The sequence below is a fragment of the Streptomyces sp. NPDC058459 genome, assembly GCF_042721685.1.
In the GTDB taxonomy this organism is placed as follows: domain Bacteria; phylum Actinomycetota; class Actinomycetes; order Streptomycetales; family Streptomycetaceae; genus Streptomyces.
The window spans coordinates 1-17,027 of the sequence record NZ_JBHXLV010000142.1 but is presented as its reverse complement, the minus strand read 5'-3'; the positions used below and the strand labels follow the sequence as shown (position 1 = coordinate 17,027).

Sequence of the window (17,027 nt, the reverse complement as noted above, 5' to 3'; positions counted from 1 at the left end):
GTGCGCGCCCACCCGTCCGTGCTGGGCCGGTGTCAGGAGTGAGGGACGGTCCAGCGCTGGTTGTCGCCGGTGTTGCAGTCCCAGATCTCCAGCTGGGTGCCGTCGGTGACGCTGGCGTTCGGTACGTCCAGGCAGCGTCCGGACTGGGGGTTGACCAGCGCGCCGGTCGACGCCGTCCAGGTCCACTTCTGGTTGTTGCCGCCGTTGCAGTCCCACAGCTCGACCAGGGTGCCGTTGGCGGTCCCGCCGTTGCCGGTGACCTCCACGCACTTGCCCAGAATCCTGAGGGTGCCGTCACCGGCCACGGTGACCTGCTGGGCCGGGGAGTTGTTGCACGTCCAGATCTGGACCTTGTTGCCGTTGGCCGTCGAGCCGGTGTCGTCATCCAGGCACTTGCCGCCGTTGGCCGACACCACCGCACCCGTGCCGCCCGGAGTGCCGCCGGTGCCTCCGCCGCCGGTGCCGGGAGTGATGCGCAGGTTGTCGAACTGGTCGGTGCGGTAGCCCTGGATACCGAGGCCCGCCTGCCCGCTGGAGAAGGAGGTGTCGGTCACCGAGCCGAACTGGTTCCCGTCGAGCTTCGCGCTGATCGTCGAGCCCTGGAAGGTGAAGGACAGGTTGTGCCACTTGCCGGTGCCCAGCGGGGTCGTGGTGCCGGTGGCGAGCGTGTGGTTCGATCCGTCGGTGTACATCTTCTCGATCCACCACTGGCCGGTGTCGCGGATACGCAGGTAGTACGCGTTCATGTGCGACTGCGGACGCTGCTGGGTGTTGACCCGGCCGAGCAGCTCCGTGGTGCCGGCACCGCGCAGGTAGACGTCGGAGCTGACGGTGTAGTTCGCCCAGGTGAGGTCACCGATCAGCGCGTAGGAGTCGGAGTCGTCCTGCCACTCGATCGGCTTGACCGGTGCCATCTGCTGCACGCACTGCCCGCTTCTGCCGGAGCAGGGCTGGACCTCGAAGGAGCCCTGCATGTCCGAGAGGTAGCGGGCCTGGGTGCCGCTGGCGTCGTTGTCGTAGTCGTCGGAGTACGGCAGCGCCAGCGCATGCGCGGGCGGGGCCGTCGCGGTGCCCTTGCCCTGACCGCCCAGGGTGCTGACGGTGTAGACGTACCCGGGCCGCATGGTCAGCGAGTAGGTGCCGTTGGTCGGCGTGATGTCCTGGGTGTGGATGAACGACGTCGCGTCACTGGGGTTGTTGACGTCGGTCGCCCAGACGTGCACGGTCCCGGTCGACAGGCCGCCGCCGACGGTGAAGTTCGCCGTCTGCGAGGAGTCGGAGGTCGTGGTCTCCAGGATCGTCGAATAGTCGGAGCCGGTGTTCGACTTCACGGTCACATAGGTGCCGTTGGACTCGCTGCCGCCGAGGTAGCCCGACGCGGAGTCGATGAACTTCCAGCCCGGCCGCGTGAACTGGGTGACCTGCGCGGTGGCCCAAGTGCTGGCGCCGATCTGGTAGTTGCCCGACCAGGGGGAGTTGGCGGTCGCCAGGCCGACGGTGTTGTACGGCAGGTTCGGGTAGATCGCCGCCAGCAGTGGCCAGTTGAAGTAGCTGACCATCTTCGCGTCGATGTAGCCGCGGGTGATCGCCCGGATCAGCGCCGGGGCACCGGTGTTCATGTCCTGCGAACCGTTCTCGGAGTCCCACAGCGGCTTGCCGTTGTTCTTGGCCGCCGTGGTGCTGGAGCAGCTCTTGGCGTCGCCGCCGTCGCCGCCGTTGCACGAGTAGTGGGCCCCGATGATCGACACCGCGTTGTTGAACGCCGAGTTGTTGGCCATGTCGTCGGCCACACCCCACCCGGAGTCGTCCGCGACGAGCTGCACGCCGTTGTAGCCGTGGGAGTTCAGGGCGGAACGCAGCTGGACGAACCAGTTCGCGTCGTGTCCACGCTCGTTCCAGCCGCCGAGGTACTTGATGTTGAGGTTGTGCTGCTTGGCGCAGTCCAGCCACGAGATCAGGTAGTTGATGGTGTCGGTCGACCAGAACCCACCGTTGATCCAGCCCGGCGCCGCCCACGCGAGCCCGTACAGGCCGATGTCGGGGTTACGTGCCTTGGCCTGCTCCCCGAGCCAGAACTCGTAGCCGGCGTTGCAGTTGATGGTGCCGCGGGAGTGCTCGATCGACGGCTCGGAACCGTCCGTGGAGTTGGCGTCGCCGCCGATCTCCAGCTTCAGCAGCTGGAGATTGGCGCCGTAGCCGGGCTTGAACATGTAGTCCAAGATCCGTGCCTGCTCGGCGGCCGGGTAGTCGGTCAGCAGGCGGGAGTTGCCGCCGCCGCCGCTGATCGCACCGATCCCGTCGAACGTCCTGCCGCCCTGCGTGCCGTTCACCGCGATGGACGTGGTGGCCGCCTGGGCGGGAACGCTGCTGACGAAGAGGGCGGCAGCGAGCAGTGCCAGCACCCATAGGGGCGCAAGTCTCCGTAATCCTGGCATGAGGCTTCCTTCGTGGGGGGATCGGCATACGGACTGCCGTGGACTTTGTCTGCGCCGCACTCATCGGCGTGCAGCGGTTGTTGCGCCGTTCCTGCGTATTGACATCGTTGTCGGGCGGAGGACGTGGTTCGCGTTCGGCAGCCATGGGGAACTTCGCCGCCACCTCGATCCGACGCGGGCGAGCACACGATCGACGGGGGGAGCGCTCCGCGAAGCTAGCCAGCGGCCGGGGCCGCGTCAATGGTCTGGACAGGCGACCGGATCGATCGGCCGCGATTGGCCGACTTCGTGGCGCTCTCGTCAGGTCCGGTACGCGGTCGGTGCGCGACCGGACCAGGCGGTCGTGATCGGCGTCATGTCCAGGGCAGTGTCCAGCGCTGGTTGGCGCCGCCGTTGCAGTCCCAGATCTGAAGTCGGCTGCCGTTGGCCGTGCTGGCGCCGGGGACGTCCAGGCAGCGGCCGGACGCGGGGTTGACGAGCGCCCCGTCAACGTACCGCCACTGCTGGTTGGCGCCGCCGTTGCAGCTCCAGACCGCCGTCAGGGTGCCGTTCGCCGTCGCGCCGCCGAGGACATCGAGGCAGCGGCCGTTGCTCTGTACCGTGCCGCCCGTGTAGAGCCAGAGCTGGTTCGTGCCGCCGTTGCATCCCCAGGTCTGCACCGCGTTCCCGTTCGCGCCCGAGCCGTTCTGGACGTCCGCGCACAGCCCGCCGAGCCCGGGGCGGAGCAGTCCTATCGAGGCGGGCACCGTCCAGTGCCGGCCCGCGTCATCGGCGCAGTCCCGCAGTTCGAGCCGTGTACCGTCGGCGGTCGCGGAGTCGGGGACGGCCAGGCAGCGGCCGGACGCGGGGTTGACCAGGGTTCCGTTCTGGACTTTCCACCTCTGGTTGGTGCCGCCGTTGCACTCCCAGATCACCACGGGCGTGCCGGCCGCCGTGCCGCCGCCGTAGATGTCGAGGCACTTGCCGAGGGCCCGCAGGGAGCCGTCGTCGTAGGCCGTCCAGGACTGCGCGAGGGTGTTGTTGCAGCTCCACGACTGCACAGCCGTGCCGTTGGCGCTGCCGCCCGCGAGGACGTCCAGGCACTTGCCCGCGAGGGCGGAGGTCACCGCGGTGCCGTTGGGCACGGGAGCCGCGAGCCAGCCGGCGTCGTCCGCTGCCTGGACGCCGCGACTGAACGCGGCGGCCATCTTCTGGTAGCCGGCGTCGCCGGGGTGCAGCGAGTCCGCCAGGTCGGAGGTGGTCAGCGCGCCGGCCATGTCGACGAGGCGCACATGCCGGCCCGCCGCCTGCTCCACCCGCACCACCTCGGCGACCTGCTCGTTGTACTCGGCCCGATGGGCGTTGACGGTGGAGCTGGTGGAGACGATCAGGTTCGCGAGCAGCACGGTCGCGGCAGGGGCGTCCGCCACGATCCGGTCGACCAGCGCGTGCAGTCTCTCCCCCGCGGAGGAGACCTGGTAGTTCTGGTTGAGGTCGTTGGTGCCGATCATCAGCGTCACGACATTGGGTTTGTAGCGGGCCAGCGAACCGTCCGCGATGTCGGCGATCTGATCGATCCGCCAGCCGGGGTGGCCTTCGTTGTCCGGATCGGACATGACGCCCGCACGCGAGGTACCGACGAAGTCCTCGGAGTGGCCCGCCGCCGACAGCGCGTCCCGGAGAGGCCGACGGTAGCCGTCCCCGGTGCTGCTCCCCACGCCGTCGGTGATCGAGTCACCCAGCGGCATGACCCGCAGCGGTGTGGTCGCCCCCGCAGCGGCGGCCGGCACCGCAGCGCCCATGGCGATCGTCCCCGCGGCCGTCACCAGCGCGGCGACAGCCAGAGCAAGTCTTCTCATCGTCGTATCCACTTCGTCGAAGAGGCCACGGCCGCCGGTGCGGTCGTCGCGGGAGGCGCACGCCACCGCCCGCCCCGGGCTCGGTCCTCGTCTCTCCACCGCCACACCGGCTGGGTGCGGCTTCCGGTGTCCAGAAGCGGCGGGCTTCGCGTCGGTGCGGCCCACGGGAAGGCGAGGGACAGTGTGGCGTTCCGCGTCGGGAGCTTCAAGTGGGCTCTGAGCGGGATGAGTTGGCGTACCCTCTGGGTCGGTCGGGAGCTGTCCCCGGTTCGGAAACCTGTTGCACAAGTCTGGTTCAGACCATTGACATGTGCCTGCCCATCCCCTTTTGCTGGCCGTGGTTCGGTACAGAACCTCCTCGGACGGTCGTACGTCCGCGTCAATCCGGAGCCGCAACGATGAAACGCTGGTGCGTACCCCTGGTGGCCGGCCTCGCCTTCATGGGCCTGGCCGCGCCCGTCGACACCGCCCACGCCGCTACGGCGGCCGTGGCTGATCCCGCTTCCCTGGTCAACCCGCTGCTCGGCACCTCCAACGAGGGAAACACCTTCCCCGGCGCCGACACCCCCTTCGGCATGGTGCAGTGGAGCCCCGACACCTCGTCCCGTCCGCCGGGCGGCAACTACGCCTACAAAGACAACGTTGTCACCGGTTTCAGTCTCAATCACCTGTCGGGTCCGGGGTGCGGCGCCATGGGCGACATCCCGGTGCTGCCGACCACCGGCGGTGTCGACGGCGGCGCCACCGCGTCCTTCTCCCACAGCAACGAGACGGCGAGCGCGGGCTCGTACGCCGTGACGCTGGGCAACGGGGTGAAGACCGAGCTGACCACCACGGCCCGCTCCGGCATGGCCCGCTTCACGTTCCCGGCGACCACGCAGGCCAATCTGCTGTTCAAACTGAACGCGGACAAGGCGACCAACCTGCACTTCAACAAGGTGAGCAGCACCGAGGTGAGCGGCTCGGTGGACGCGGGCCTGTTCTGCGCGTCCGCCCCCTCCTACACCGCCTACTTCGACATGGTCTTCGACCGGCCGTTCACCGGCAGCGGAACGTTCAACGGCGGCAACTCCCTGACGTTCGACACCACGGGCAACCAGGTGGTGCAGGCGAAGGTCGGCCTGTCCTACGTCTCGATCGCCGGCGCGACCGCCAACCGGCAGTCGGAGAACGCCGGCTGGGACTTCAACGGGACCCGGACCGCCGCCCACAACGCGTGGAACGACGTACTCGGCAAGGTCGCGATCACCGGTGGCACCTCGGACCAGCAGAAGGTGTTCTACACCTCGCTCTATCACGCCCTGCTGCACCCGAACCTGCTCAGCGACTCCGACGGCAGGTACGTCGGCTTCGACCGCCAGGTGCACACCGTCTCCGGCGGCCAGAAGGCCCAGTACGGAACGTACTCCGGCTGGGACATCTACCGCACGCAGGCGCAACTGGAGGCGCTGGTCGCGCCGCAGCAGGCGAGTGACAGCGCGCAGTCGCTGGTCAACGACTACGCGCAGGCCGGCTTCTTCCCCAAGTGGTCGCTGAACTCGGCCGAGACGCAGGTCATGAACGGCGACCCGGGTCCGGCGATCATCGCGGACTACTACGCCTTCGGAGCGCGGAACTTCGACACGGCGGCCGCCAAGGCTGCCATGGTCAAACAGGGCACCACCACCAACCCGATCCGGATGGGCCTGGACCTGCAGACGAAGTACGGCTACCTGCCGTCGGACGGCAACTATCCGCGCGACTTCTACGGGTCCGTCGCGACGCTGCTGGAGTACAGCGCCCAGGACTTCGCCACCTCGGCGTTCGCGGGGGCCCTCGGTGACAGGACGACCCAGTCACAGTTCGCCAACCGGGCCCAGGACTGGAAGAACGTCTTCAACTCCGGCAGCGGTTTCATGCAGCCGAAGCTGACGAACGGGTCCTGGCGGCCGAACTTCGACCCGGCGAGCAGCGACCAGTTCGTGGAGGGCACGTCCTGGCAGTACACCGGCGCCGTCCCGCACAACGTCCGCGGCCTGGCCGATGCCATGGGCGGCAACACGAAGTACGCCGCGTACCTCGACAGCGTGCTGTCCGACTTCCGCGGATCGGGCGGCTCGCACGCCGACCTCGGCAACGAACCGTCGATCGAACTGCCCTGGGAGTACGACTACATCGGACAGCCGTGGAAGACCCAGAAGATCGTCCGGCAGGTCCAGGACCAGCTCTGGCCCAACAACCCTGCCAACTGGTCGGTCGGCAACGACGACCTCGGCACGATGAGCGCCTGGTACGTCTGGTCCGCGATGGGCTTCTACCCCGAGACGCCCGGCACGTCCGACCTGGCGCTGGGCAGTCCGCTCTTCACCAGCGTCACCGTCACGCTGGGCAACGGCAGGACCATCAACGTCAACGCCCCGCAGGCCGCGGACAACGCGCCTTACGTGCAGAGCGCCACGCTCAACGGCGCCAACTGGAACAACGCCTACCTCCCGTCGTCCTTCGCGACGGGTGGCGGCACCCTCGACCTGACGCTGGGAACCAGCGCCAACACCAACTGGGCCACCGCCGCGTCCTCCGCTCCGCCGTCCTACAACGGTGACGGCGGCGCCAAGCCCCCGGGTCCGGCGCCGGGCCGCTACGGCCCCATCGCCTCCGGCATCGCCGGCAAGTGCATCGACGACAACTCCGCCTCCACCGCGAACGGCAACAAGATCCAGACCTGGTCCTGCAACGGGTCGGCCGCCCAGCAGGTCACCGTCGCCGCCGACGGCTCGCTGCAGATCCTCGGCAAGTGCCTCGACGTCACCGGCGGCGGCACGGCCAACGGCACGCCGGTCGTGCTGTGGGACTGCAACGGCGGCAGCAATCAGAAGTGGACCTACGACGCGGCCACCAGGTCACTGACCAACCCGCACGCGGGCAGGTGCCTCGACGTGCCGAACTCCAGCACGGCGGACGGCACCCAACTGGCGATCTGGGACTGCAACGGAGGCCCCCAGCAGCGGTGGACTCTCCCGGCGCCACCTCCGGGCCGCGTCTCCTCCGGCATCGACGGCAAGTGCGTCGACGACGACACCGGCTCGACCGCCAACGGCAACAAGATCCAGTCCTGGTCCTGCAACGACTCCGCTGCCCAGACGGTGACGGTGGCCGCGGACAGCTCGCTGCGGATTCTCGGCAAGTGCGTCGATGTCACCGGCGGCGGCACCGCCAATGGCACGCTCATCGAACTGTGGGACTGCAACGGCGGCGCCAACCAGCAGTGGACCTACGACACGTCCACCAAGACGCTGACCAACCCCGCTTCCGGGCGCTGCCTGGACATTCCGGGCGCCAGTCGCACCGACGGGACTCAGCTCCAGCTGTGGGACTGCAACTCCAGCACCGCGCAGCAGTGGACCTTGCCCGGGTAGAGAGGTCCGCTCACCCGGCGGCGACCCCGTGATCAGCACAGCTGAGCCTGGTGGACCTGTCGGAACGTCAGAACGTTTACGCGCTGACGGGTTTGTCGCGTGGGGCCGGATCTGCGATGGTCGTCTCGCCGAAGGGTCGGCACCTCAAGGTCCAGGCGAACCCCCCACTCGGCAGGACCCGGAGGTTCTGCCCCGTCACCAGGAGAAGACGTGCCACGATACACATTGCTGGCATTACCCCTCACCGCCCTCGCCGCATCCCTCACCGTTCTCGCGCCGGCGCAGCCCGCCGCCGCGGGACAGTGTGACGGGTCCGCGACCGCTCTGAAGATCATCAACGCGGGACGCACGACCTTCCGGACCACTCACGAGAGCGGTGTGGTCGACGAGGCCACGGCGAACAAGGACATCAACCAGGCGGCCTCGGGCCTGGCCGCACGACGCAGCTCCTACGGCACGGCGCCCGGTGGCAGTGTCTGCCTCAACACCGCCATGCTGACCGGCCTCTACAACATGACGGCCGCGTACCGTCTGTCCATCAGTGAGATAGCCGGCGGCTCCCACACCGCGGGGTCACGGCACTACGCGGGCAAGGCGTTCGACGTGGCCACCATCGGTGGCCGGATCGCCGATGCCTCCAACCCGCAGTTCCGCGACCTGATGGCATCGTGCCGCAAGGCGGGCGCCGTCGAGGTGCTGGGTCCCGGCGACGCCGGGCACGACACCCACGTGCACTGCGCCTGGTAACAGCAACGCCGAGTGTGCGGCTTACGATGTCGCTGGTCAGGGCCGGTTTCGGAGAAATCCGAAACCGGCCTTTGATCATTTTTGCGGACCGGTGCACGAGTTCGGATTCCGTAGCGAGCCGGACTGATCTCGCGGACCGATCGGCACGGTGAATACGCGGGCACCGTAAAGAGGTCCACCGTTCATCCCGCCCACAATGGCCTGGCTCGCTGGATTCTCCCTCGAATTAACGCGTCGCTCTTGCGCGGGAAATGAGAGGAGTCTTTCCGGCTGATCAGATCAGAACAGCCCGGCCCGATTCCTCAGGTCAATGGCCGGGCGCGAGGTGACATCCTTTTCGGTCACCCCTGACCGTCGGGGGAAGTGATCCCGTCGCGGTCGCGCGCACGCCGATATCGCGGTCCGCCGGGGTGGACGAGCACGTGAAGCCGCCGCCGGAAAGGGTGATCTCCCGGCCGTGAACCCGTCCTCGGGGGACACGGTGTCGCCGCGGCGGCTCCCCCGGCCCGCTCAACGGATGGGCTGGGTGTCCTGCCGGGGCGACGGGAGTCGCTGGAGGCAGGGGTGGCGCGGTGGCGCGGTGAGCAGAGAAGTGAAGATCGGCTGACCGCCCTGGCGACCGGTCACCCGGATCGAGGTCATGTGGTGCTCCTGCGGGAGGGCCGGCGCTGCCTCGATGACGCAGGGCTCGTCGATCTCGGCGTAGCGGTGGAAGGTGGTGGCAATGGCGGAGGGGGCGCTCATGGGGGGACCCGCGAGAGCGCATGCTGCCTGTCGTGCCGCTTCCAGGAGGACCATGCCGGGGTGGTGGTCTCCGGCGTGGTCGTAGAGGACGGGGTGGTCCAGGCTCGGTGTCAGCAGCCACTGCTGCGGTGTCCGGGTGGGGGAGAGCACGACGTCGAGCGGCTGGGTGCGGCCGACCGAGGTGGGGGGTATCGCTCGGTACGGGGTGTCGCGGGTGTGTGTCGTCTCGCGCAGCGGCCGGTTGCCGCGCAGCCGCTGGTAGACGGCGGGAGAGATGCAGGTGAAGTCTCCGCCGCCGGCCGCGACGGCGATGCCGTCACGGGCGATGGACAGTTGCATCCGGAAGCCGGTCGCCTTGCCGCCTCGGAACGTGATGTCGGTGCACACGGCGTTCAGCTCGATGTCGGCGGGTGTGGCACCGATGTGCAGCTGGTCGAGCTGCGCGCTGAAGCCGAGGTCCCGCATGACGAAATGGTGGCCGAGAGGGACGCCCAGCTCGGCGTGGGCCAGGAACAGACCTGCCTGACGAAACGTCTCCGCGACCAGCAGCGGATCGTAGTCGGCGCTGCCCGCGGCCTGGAAGAACGTGTGGGTCCGGGGCCACTGGCCGGACACGGCGAACGTGGTGTCGCTCTGGCGGGAGCAGCGGGTCAAGAAGACCTCGGCCAGGCTCGCGCGATGGACGTACTCCTTGGGAACCGTGGTGGTCAGCCGCGGTACATCTCGTGTCGACTCGCTCGTCCGCGATGGCGCCAAAGACATTTCCATCCCCCAATGAGTCTCTGGAAGGGGTTCTCCCGGCCATGTAAGATACGGACCTACCGGTTTCCTTCTCAACTGAAGGCCGGTAAAAGAACGGTCAAGTGTGCGGATTCTGTAGCTACCGCGTTGATCGTCCCGCAGGTGGTGTTCGATGTGATTTATCGATGAAGCACTGCACATCCGCTGTCTCACCTCAGGATCAGCGAGTCGTGGACGCCTCCGGCGATAGATGTACCGACGCGTGAAGAAATGCGGGCTGCGGATTCCGCTTTTCCGGTTCGGCACTCAGGGGAGATCAAGTGAAGGAAAAACCAACCTTTCCTGCTGTCTTCGATCGAGCAGTGCACGTGCCGCACGTGCCCGTGACCGGGGCGGCCGTCCCGGGAGGTGCGGAGCCCTGGGTGACCAGAGGTGAGCCGACCGGGTCGCCGGGGACCGGTACGGGACCTGCGGCCGGCGGTGCCGGCAGGACAGTCGCGCACAGCTGAATCCTCCCTGCGCCGCGGCTCCGTGAGCCTGCCGCCGCATCGAGGGAAGTTCGAGGGAAACCCGAGCGAAGCCCGAGGGAAGCCCACCACCGAGGAGTTGCGTCCCATGCCGACAGATCTTCAGCACCTGCGTCTCGCCGCGGTCAACATCGACGGGGTTCTGCTCAACGACACCTTCAGCCCGGTCATCCGGCAGGTGGTGCTGGGCCTGGGCGGCCAGTACACCGCCGAGGTCGAACACACCCTCTTCTCCCAGCCCCAGACCGTGGCCGCGCAGGCGTTCGCCCGCGCGGCACGGCTGCCGCAGTCCCCGCAGGAGCTGGTGGACGCCTACTTCCGGGAACGCGAGCGCTATCTGACCCGACACCCCGTGCGGGTACAGGACGGGGCGGCTGACCTCCTCGCCCTGCTGCGGGGTCTCGGGCTGCGCCTCGTGTGCTACGGCGGACTGAACAGAACGCACTTCGAACGTCATCTCGGTCCGCTCGCCCGCCTCTTCGACCTTCCCGGCTACGTGTGCACCGACAAGTTCCGCCCCGGAATCCGCGAGATCACCCGTGACATCTGCGGCCTGGACTACGACCAGGTGGTGTTCATCGACGACGTGGCCCGGGTCGCCGAGGCGGCCCGGCAGCTCGGCGTGCCGTTCATCGGGCGCCCCGGCGAGTTCGAGCACGGCCATCAACGCGCTCTGATGAAGAGGGCGGGCGTCCGGCACCTGGTGCCCACCCTGCGGGACATCGACGAGGAACTGCTGCGGACCCTCGACGCCGAGGCCGCCGCGGGCACGTACTGGGACGACGCGCGGCTCGTGGCCGCCGCCTCCGACCGAGAGGACGGCTCCCGTGCCTGACCACGGCGGCGCACTCGGTGGCAAGGCCGTCATCATCACCGGGGCCAGCAGCGGCATCGGCGCCGCCGCGGCCCAGGTCTTCGCCCGGCAGGGCGCCAGCCTGCTGCTCTGCGCGCGCCGCGAGGGACGGCTGCGGGAACTCACCGGCCGGCTGCGCGGACAAGGCGCGACCGCCGACTTCTTCGTGGCGGACGTCTCGCGCGGCGAGGACGCGCGGGCGATGGTGGAGCGGGCCATGTCCCGCTACGGCAGGCTGGACGCCGCCTTCAACAACGCCGGGGTCGCGATGGAGAAGGCCCCGTTGCACCTGATCGGCGACGAGTCCTACGAGAGGGTCATGGCCACGAACCTGCGCGGGGTGTGGAACTGCCTGCGCCACGAGATCGCCGCCATGCTCAGCTGCGGGGGCGGATCGATCGTCAACACCAGCAGCGTCGGCGGCCTGATCGCGTCCTCCGCGGCCGCGCCCTACATCGCCTCCAAACACGCCGTCATCGGGCTGACCAGGGCCGCCGCGGTCGAATACGCGGCCCACGGCATCCGCGTCAACGCGATAGCACCGGGTCTCGCCCGCTCGGAGATGGTGGAGGCGTGGTTCGCGCACGATCCGCAGGCGGAGCAGCGGGCATGCCGCTCGGCCCCCCAGGGGAGGGCGGCCGACCCGGAGGAGGTCGCCCAGGCGGCGGCGTGGCTGTGCGGCGACCAGGCGTCCTTCGTCACCGGGGCGACCGTTCCGGTGGACGGCGGACGCACTGCCTGGTAGCGCATGACTGATCCTCAGTACCGCTTCCGCAGGATGGGGAAGTACACCGCTGGTCTGCTTTTCCCACGGTCACGGTGCGCTAAGGTTCGAGCCCGTTGGTTTATTTTTCACTCTGATGAGGGGTCCTCATGGCTCAGCAGGACCGAGCTCTGCGGACCCGCCGGGCTGTGCTCGATGCTGCGGCGTCCGTCTTCGCCGAGCGCGGCTACGCGGCAGCCACCATCGCCGAGATCCTCAGCAGGGCCGAGGTCACCAAGGGCGCCCTGTACTTCCACTTCGACTCCAAGGCCGACCTCGCCCAGAGTGTGCTCCAGGCGCAGATAAGCACCGATTACCACGTGCCCCGGGAGCTGAAGCTGCAGGAGTGGGTGGACGCCGGCATGACGCTGGCCAGGCGGCTGCCCCGGGAGCCCATGCTGCTGGCCGGCGTCCGGCTCTCCGCCGACCTGCAGGGCCGGGAGGTCTTCGGGAGCGCCTGGCCGGCCTGGGCCGGTCTGATCACCTCGTTCCTCTCGGAGGCCAAGGACCGCAACGAGGTTCTGCCGCACGTGGTCCCCGAGGTGACGGCGCAGGTCTTCCTCGGCGCGTGGATCGGCGTGCAGTTCGTGTCCCAGGCCGCCACCGAATGGACAGACCTGGAGGAACGCATGTCGGCGCTGTTCGATCACATGCTTCCCGCGATCACCGCTCCGGCCGTGCTCGTCCGGCTCGACACCGCCCCCGACCGCGGTGCCCGGGTCATCGCCGAGGTGGAGCAGCACCGGCAGTCGGCGGCCCACGCCGAGGCCGGTACCTGATCAGGGCCTGCTCGTGACGTGGCATCCCGGCGCGGCGGAGAACCCTCGACGTCGTCTCCGTTCTGTGACCGCACGTCCCCAGAGTAAACCGCATGTCTGGTTTATTGTGGGCCTCCGCATCGATTCGCCTGATGCTGTCCGGCAGCGGGCGGCGAGCGTCGGAGGCCGACCCGACGGCCTCCGAACTGACCGGGGAGGGGCCGGATGGCCACACAGGAACGTGCGGTGCGGACGCGCCGCGCACTGATCCGGGCGGCCGCTGAGGTCTTCGCGAGCGAGGGGTACGTACCCGCGTCCCTGCCGGTGATCAGCGACCGGGCCGGGGTGAGCAGAGGGGCGCTGCACTTCCACTTCAAGAGCAAGGACGACCTGGCCCGCGCCGTGGAGGAGGAGGCCGCGCACGCTCTCGACCAGATCATCGCGGACGCCCGGGACGGACCGCCCCGCCCGGGGCTGCAGATGCTGGCGGTCGCCGCCGGGAATCTCGCGGCCGTCATGGAGGGTGACGTGGTGATACGGGCCGGATTCCAGATGGACGGCGACATCACGCGCAAAGGCGGCGGCGCGTTGTCCCGCCGCTGGCAGGACTGGGTGGGGGAGACGCTGCGCCGGGCGGAGCGCGAGGGCGAGCTGGCCGACGGCGTCTCCTGGCGGGCCATGGAGGCGACGGTGCTCGCTAGCACCGTCGGGCTCCAGGCCCTGGCGGCGCGGAACGCGGACTGGCGCCCGGCGGAGCGCGTGAGCCAGATCTGGGGCCTGTTGCTGCTGGTCGGGTCGAACCGGCACGCCCCGGGGTCCGGGCCGGACGGCCTGGCCGGCACGTGTCCGCAGGGGCACCGGCCGGACCCGACGGTCAATTAAAAACCAACCATCAGGTTTCATATTGACAAACCGCATCGACTGTTTTTTACTCATGCTCTACCCGCCACCACGGCGTGAATCGAGTGCGCCAACGGCGGCCGACAGGGGGAAATGCCGTGGACATCCAGGTACTGGGCACGCTGGGAGTACGAGACGACGGGGTCTCCATCACGCCGACGGCGCCGAAGGCGCGACGGGTGCTCGCTCTGCTCGCGCTGCGAGCGGATACGGCCGTTCCCGTCCCGGCGCTGATCGAGGAACTCTGGGCGGACCGCCCTCCGCGGAGCGCGCGGACCACGCTGCAGACGTACGTGCTCCAGATCCGCGAGCTGATCACCACCGCCCTTGAGGCGAACGGCAACCGGTCCGTCACGGCCAAGGACGTGCTCGCGACGCACCCGGGCGGTTATCAGCTGAACTCCGGCGACGGCCACAGCGACGTCTGGGAGTTCGAGCGGCTGGCCGGTCTCGGCTACCGCGCCATGGACGCCGGCGACCACCAGCGCGCGGCACGAGTGCTGCGCGAGGCACTCGCCCTGTGGCACGGTGCTCCGTTCGCGGACGTCGAGCCCGGGCCGCAGCTCGAGATCGAGGCCCGGCGCCTCCAGGAGAGCAAGCTGTGCGCGCTGGACCAGCGCATCGAGGCCGATCTCCGGCTCGGCCGCCACCGCGAACTGCTCTCCGAACTGACCGTCCTGGTCAGCAAGTACCGCACCCACGAGAACCTGCACGGACAGTTCATGGTGGCGCTGCAGCGCTCCGGCCGCCGCAGTGAGGCCCTTGACGTCTACCGCAGGCTGCGGAACACCTTCGTGCGCGAACTGGGCCTCGAACCGTCGCCGGCGCTGAGCCGGTTGCAGCACTCCATCCTGCTGGCGACCCCGCACCAGACACCCTCGGCCCAGCGGCCCGCGGTGTCCCGGCTGGCACCGCTGGCGAGCTGAGACGAAGCCCGCTCGCAGGACTTCTCATCCCCGCGCCAGCTTCCGTCCGGGACGCGTGGAAGGAAGCTTGACGAGCGCTCAAGAGCGCGTGCGCGCCTCGATATCGGGTCGTTACCGTACTTGCACACCCACCTCTTCGAACGGGTATTCGGCGAGAACGCGACGTCAAAGGGGAGACACGTGAAGATTCAGGTACTGGGTCCACTGAACGCCGACATCGGCGGTGTGCAGATCGCGCCGTCAGCGGGCAAGCCCCGGCAGATCCTCGCGCTGCTCGCGCTGTACCCGGGCCGGGTGATGCCCGTGCCGACCCTGATGGAAGAACTCTGGGGCTCGCACCCCCCGGTCAGCGCCCTCACCACCCTGCAGACCTACATCCTCCAGCTGCGCCGACGGCTGGGCGTCGCCATGGGGCCCGACTCTCCGCGTAACGCCAAGGAGGTTCTGGTGACCCGCCACGGCGGGTACGTACTGCAGATCCCCTCCGACAGCGTCGACGCACACGACTACGAGCGCCTGGCGAGCGCGGGCCGCGCCGCGTTCGAGGCGGGCGACGACGCGCGCGCCGCCGACGCGCTGCGCCGGGCACTGGACCTCTGGCAGGGGCCGGCTCTGGTCGACGTGCCCGTCGGACCGGTGCTGACCATCGAGACACTCCGCCTGGAGGAGAGCCGGCTCGTCACCGTGGAGCGGCGGATCGACGCCGAGCTGCGCCTGGGCCGGCACGGCGAACTCCTGGTCGAGCTGAGAGACTTGATAGCCCGTCACCCACAGCACGAGGGGCTGCACTCGCAGGCCATGGTGGCGCTGTACCGCTCGGGCCGGCAGGCCGCGGCTCTCGACGTCTACCGGCAGATGCGTGTCCGGCTCGTCGAGGAACTCGGCGTCGAGCCCTCGCCCCAGATACAGCGCCTGCACCAGGCCATGCTGGGAGTGGACCCCGCCCTCAGTGTCGTCGCCGGGCCCCGACGCGGCTCGACCTTCGACCTCTACGCGTCCTGACTCCTCCCGCTCCGGCCGTCCGTCAGGACCGTTTCTAGCCCGCCTCTAGGAATGTCGGCGAGCCTGAGAGGGCCGCAAGGACGGCAGTGTCGAGGAGGGGGCGGACATGGCGGACACACCGGCGCCGACGCAGCTGTACTGCTTCGCGCACGCGGGAGCCGGCACCTCCGCCTTCCACGGCTGGTCGCGCCGGACCGGACCGGACGTGGAGCCCATCCCGGTCCTGCTGCCGGGCAGGGGCACCCGACGACGTGAACCCCGTCTGACGGACCGGGCCGCACTCGTGGCCGAACTGCTCCGTCAGGTCAGGCCCGAACCGCACCGGCCGTTCGTCTTCTACGGCCACAGCCTGGGCGCCATGGTGGCCTACACCCTCACCCAGGCGCTCTTCGAACGGGCACTGCCGCTTCCCGACCTCCTGGTCGTGGGCGCCTGTCCGCCCCCGGACCGGGCCAGCGCACTGTCCGACCACCACGCTCTCCCGGACGCCGGGCTGCTGGACGGGCTCCGCTCCATGGGAGCGCTGCCGGGCGGAGTGCGACCGGGTGACTACTGGCACCGGGCGACGCTGCCCGTACTCCGCGACGACCTGCGTCTGGCCCACGCACTCCGAGTCTCCGCCCGCGCCGCCGCGGACACCGGTCAGGCACCGGTACCCCTGCTCGCCGTAGCCGGAACCCGGGACCCCCTGGCTCCGCCGTCCGTGGTGGACGGCTGGCGCAGCTGGCACGCCGGTCCCTCGGCGACGCGGACGGTCGACGGCGACCACTTCTTCGTACGACAGGACGCGCTGCCTCATCTCCTCGCCCGAGCCTGCCGTGCAGTGCGGCGCCTCGGTGCCGCCCCCGCCGCCATGGAGGGCCCGGCGACGGCCGATCACCGAGGCTTCCTCCCCGAATCCCCCGGGCGAGCTCTCACCGCCCGGTGACACCCCGGGGTGTCCCGCCCGGCCCCGGACCGCCCTGCCGCGGTCCGCGGACGGGCGTCGCTGACGACCCATCACCGACCGAACCATCACCGACCGAACCTTCACCGACCGACTCATCACCGACCGACCCGCCGCTGACCGTGCTCCGCACGAGAAGAGAGAGCCACCCATGGAACCGCTCGACATCAAGGATCTGGTCACCCTGCTGCGCACCAACGCCGGCGACAGCAGCTACGACCTCGACGGCGACGTGCTGGACGTGCCGTTCGCCGAGCTCAACTACGACTCGCTGGCCCTGCTCCAGGTCACCGGTGCCATCGAGCGGGACTACGGTGTCGCGCTCGACGAAGAGGCACTGGAGGAGGCCGAGACGCCCGGCCGGTACCTGGAGGTCGTCAACCGGGTGCTCGCGGACGCGGCCCGCCGGGTCTGAGCACCGGCATCCCCCTGATGCCCGCACACCCGAGGGG

General features: G+C 69.3%; 13 protein-coding genes. 10 read left to right on the top strand and 3 right to left on the bottom strand.

Annotated elements, in window-relative coordinates:
- Positions 1 to 32: 32 nt before the first annotated feature.
- Together ACFWN1_RS23100 and ACFWN1_RS23095 are read right to left on the bottom strand one after the other, a co-directional pair.
- A complete protein-coding gene (locus ACFWN1_RS23100; RefSeq protein WP_384365001.1) occupies positions 33 to 2,435 on the bottom strand; it encodes a ricin-type beta-trefoil lectin domain protein in 2,403 nt (800 codons plus the stop codon).
- A gap of 353 nt (positions 2,436 to 2,788) precedes the next feature.
- On the bottom strand, positions 2,789 to 4,273 hold the full coding sequence (locus ACFWN1_RS23095) for a ricin-type beta-trefoil lectin domain protein (protein WP_384364998.1): 1,485 nt from the start codon (positions 4,271 to 4,273) through the stop codon (positions 2,789 to 2,791).
- Between the two features lie 398 nt (positions 4,274 to 4,671).
- Here ACFWN1_RS23095 and ACFWN1_RS23090 point away from each other — a divergent pair, with 398 nt between their 5' ends.
- Complete coding sequence (locus tag ACFWN1_RS23090; RefSeq protein ID WP_384364995.1) at positions 4,672 to 7,668, top strand: lectin; 2,997 nt, start codon at positions 4,672 to 4,674, stop codon at positions 7,666 to 7,668.
- Positions 7,669 to 7,878: 210 nt separating this feature from the next.
- Positions 7,879 to 8,415 (top strand): hypothetical protein, encoded by a 537-nt coding sequence (locus tag ACFWN1_RS23085; protein WP_384364992.1) that lies wholly within the window; start codon positions 7,879 to 7,881, stop codon positions 8,413 to 8,415.
- Between the two features lie 510 nt (positions 8,416 to 8,925).
- On the opposite strand, the gene ACFWN1_RS23080 is transcribed toward ACFWN1_RS23085, so the two are convergent.
- Positions 8,926 to 9,921: a ScbA/BarX family gamma-butyrolactone biosynthesis protein gene (locus ACFWN1_RS23080; RefSeq protein ID WP_384364989.1), complete on the bottom strand. Its 996-nt coding sequence runs from the start codon at positions 9,919 to 9,921 to the stop codon at positions 8,926 to 8,928.
- A 594-nt stretch (positions 9,922 to 10,515) separates the two neighbouring features.
- Here ACFWN1_RS23080 and ACFWN1_RS23075 point away from each other — a divergent pair.
- The 8 genes from ACFWN1_RS23075 to ACFWN1_RS23040 all read left to right on the top strand — a co-directional run bounded on the left by ACFWN1_RS23075 (position 10,516) and on the right by ACFWN1_RS23040 (position 16,990).
- Positions 10,516 to 11,262 (top strand): HAD family phosphatase, encoded by a 747-nt coding sequence (locus ACFWN1_RS23075; RefSeq protein ID WP_384364986.1) that lies wholly within the window; start codon positions 10,516 to 10,518, stop codon positions 11,260 to 11,262.
- On the top strand, positions 11,255 to 12,025 hold the full coding sequence (locus ACFWN1_RS23070) for an SDR family NAD(P)-dependent oxidoreductase (protein WP_384364983.1): 771 nt from the start codon (positions 11,255 to 11,257) through the stop codon (positions 12,023 to 12,025). The genes ACFWN1_RS23075 and ACFWN1_RS23070 overlap by 8 nt, the downstream gene beginning before the upstream one ends.
- A gap of 128 nt (positions 12,026 to 12,153) precedes the next feature.
- On the top strand, positions 12,154 to 12,822 hold the full coding sequence (locus ACFWN1_RS23065) for a ScbR family autoregulator-binding transcription factor (RefSeq protein ID WP_384364980.1): 669 nt from the start codon (positions 12,154 to 12,156) through the stop codon (positions 12,820 to 12,822).
- A 204-nt stretch (positions 12,823 to 13,026) separates the two neighbouring features.
- Positions 13,027 to 13,683 carry a ScbR family autoregulator-binding transcription factor gene (locus ACFWN1_RS23060; protein WP_384364977.1) on the top strand — a complete coding sequence of 219 codons (657 nt, stop codon included), beginning with the start codon at positions 13,027 to 13,029 and terminating at the stop codon, positions 13,681 to 13,683.
- 116 nt (positions 13,684 to 13,799) lie between these two features.
- A complete protein-coding gene (locus tag ACFWN1_RS23055) occupies positions 13,800 to 14,627 on the top strand; it encodes a BTAD domain-containing putative transcriptional regulator (RefSeq protein ID WP_384364974.1) in 828 nt (275 codons plus the stop codon).
- Positions 14,628 to 14,807: 180 nt separating this feature from the next.
- Positions 14,808 to 15,629, top strand: coding sequence for a BTAD domain-containing putative transcriptional regulator (locus ACFWN1_RS23050; RefSeq protein ID WP_384364971.1), 822 nt, complete (start codon positions 14,808 to 14,810; stop codon positions 15,627 to 15,629).
- 106 nt (positions 15,630 to 15,735) lie between these two features.
- Positions 15,736 to 16,557 carry a thioesterase II family protein gene (locus ACFWN1_RS23045; protein ID WP_384364968.1) on the top strand — a complete coding sequence of 274 codons (822 nt, stop codon included), beginning with the start codon at positions 15,736 to 15,738 and terminating at the stop codon, positions 16,555 to 16,557.
- Between the two features lie 169 nt (positions 16,558 to 16,726).
- A complete protein-coding gene (locus ACFWN1_RS23040; RefSeq protein ID WP_384364964.1) occupies positions 16,727 to 16,990 on the top strand; it encodes a phosphopantetheine-binding protein in 264 nt (87 codons plus the stop codon).
- The last annotated feature ends 37 nt before the right edge of the window (positions 16,991 to 17,027 follow it).

Excerpts from the sequence above, each read along its gene's own strand:
- ACFWN1_RS23060 (WP_384364977.1), top strand. The coding sequence starts at position 13,027 with ATGGCCACACAGGAACGTGCGGTGCGGACGCGCCGCGCACTGATCCGG.
- ACFWN1_RS23075 (WP_384364986.1), top strand. The coding sequence starts at position 10,516 with ATGCCGACAGATCTTCAGCACCTGCGTCTCGCCGCGGTCAACATCGAC.
- ACFWN1_RS23040 (WP_384364964.1), top strand. The coding sequence starts at position 16,727 with ATGGAACCGCTCGACATCAAGGATCTGGTCACCCTGCTGCGCACCAAC.
- ACFWN1_RS23045 (WP_384364968.1), top strand. The coding sequence starts at position 15,736 with ATGGCGGACACACCGGCGCCGACGCAGCTGTACTGCTTCGCGCACGCG.
- ACFWN1_RS23080 (WP_384364989.1), bottom strand. The coding sequence starts at position 9,921 with ATGTCTTTGGCGCCATCGCGGACGAGCGAGTCGACACGAGATGTACCG.
- ACFWN1_RS23065 (WP_384364980.1), top strand. The coding sequence starts at position 12,154 with ATGGCTCAGCAGGACCGAGCTCTGCGGACCCGCCGGGCTGTGCTCGAT.
- ACFWN1_RS23095 (WP_384364998.1), bottom strand. The coding sequence starts at position 4,273 with ATGAGAAGACTTGCTCTGGCTGTCGCCGCGCTGGTGACGGCCGCGGGG.
- ACFWN1_RS23100 (WP_384365001.1), bottom strand. The coding sequence starts at position 2,435 with ATGCCAGGATTACGGAGACTTGCGCCCCTATGGGTGCTGGCACTGCTC.
- ACFWN1_RS23090 (WP_384364995.1), top strand. The coding sequence starts at position 4,672 with ATGAAACGCTGGTGCGTACCCCTGGTGGCCGGCCTCGCCTTCATGGGC.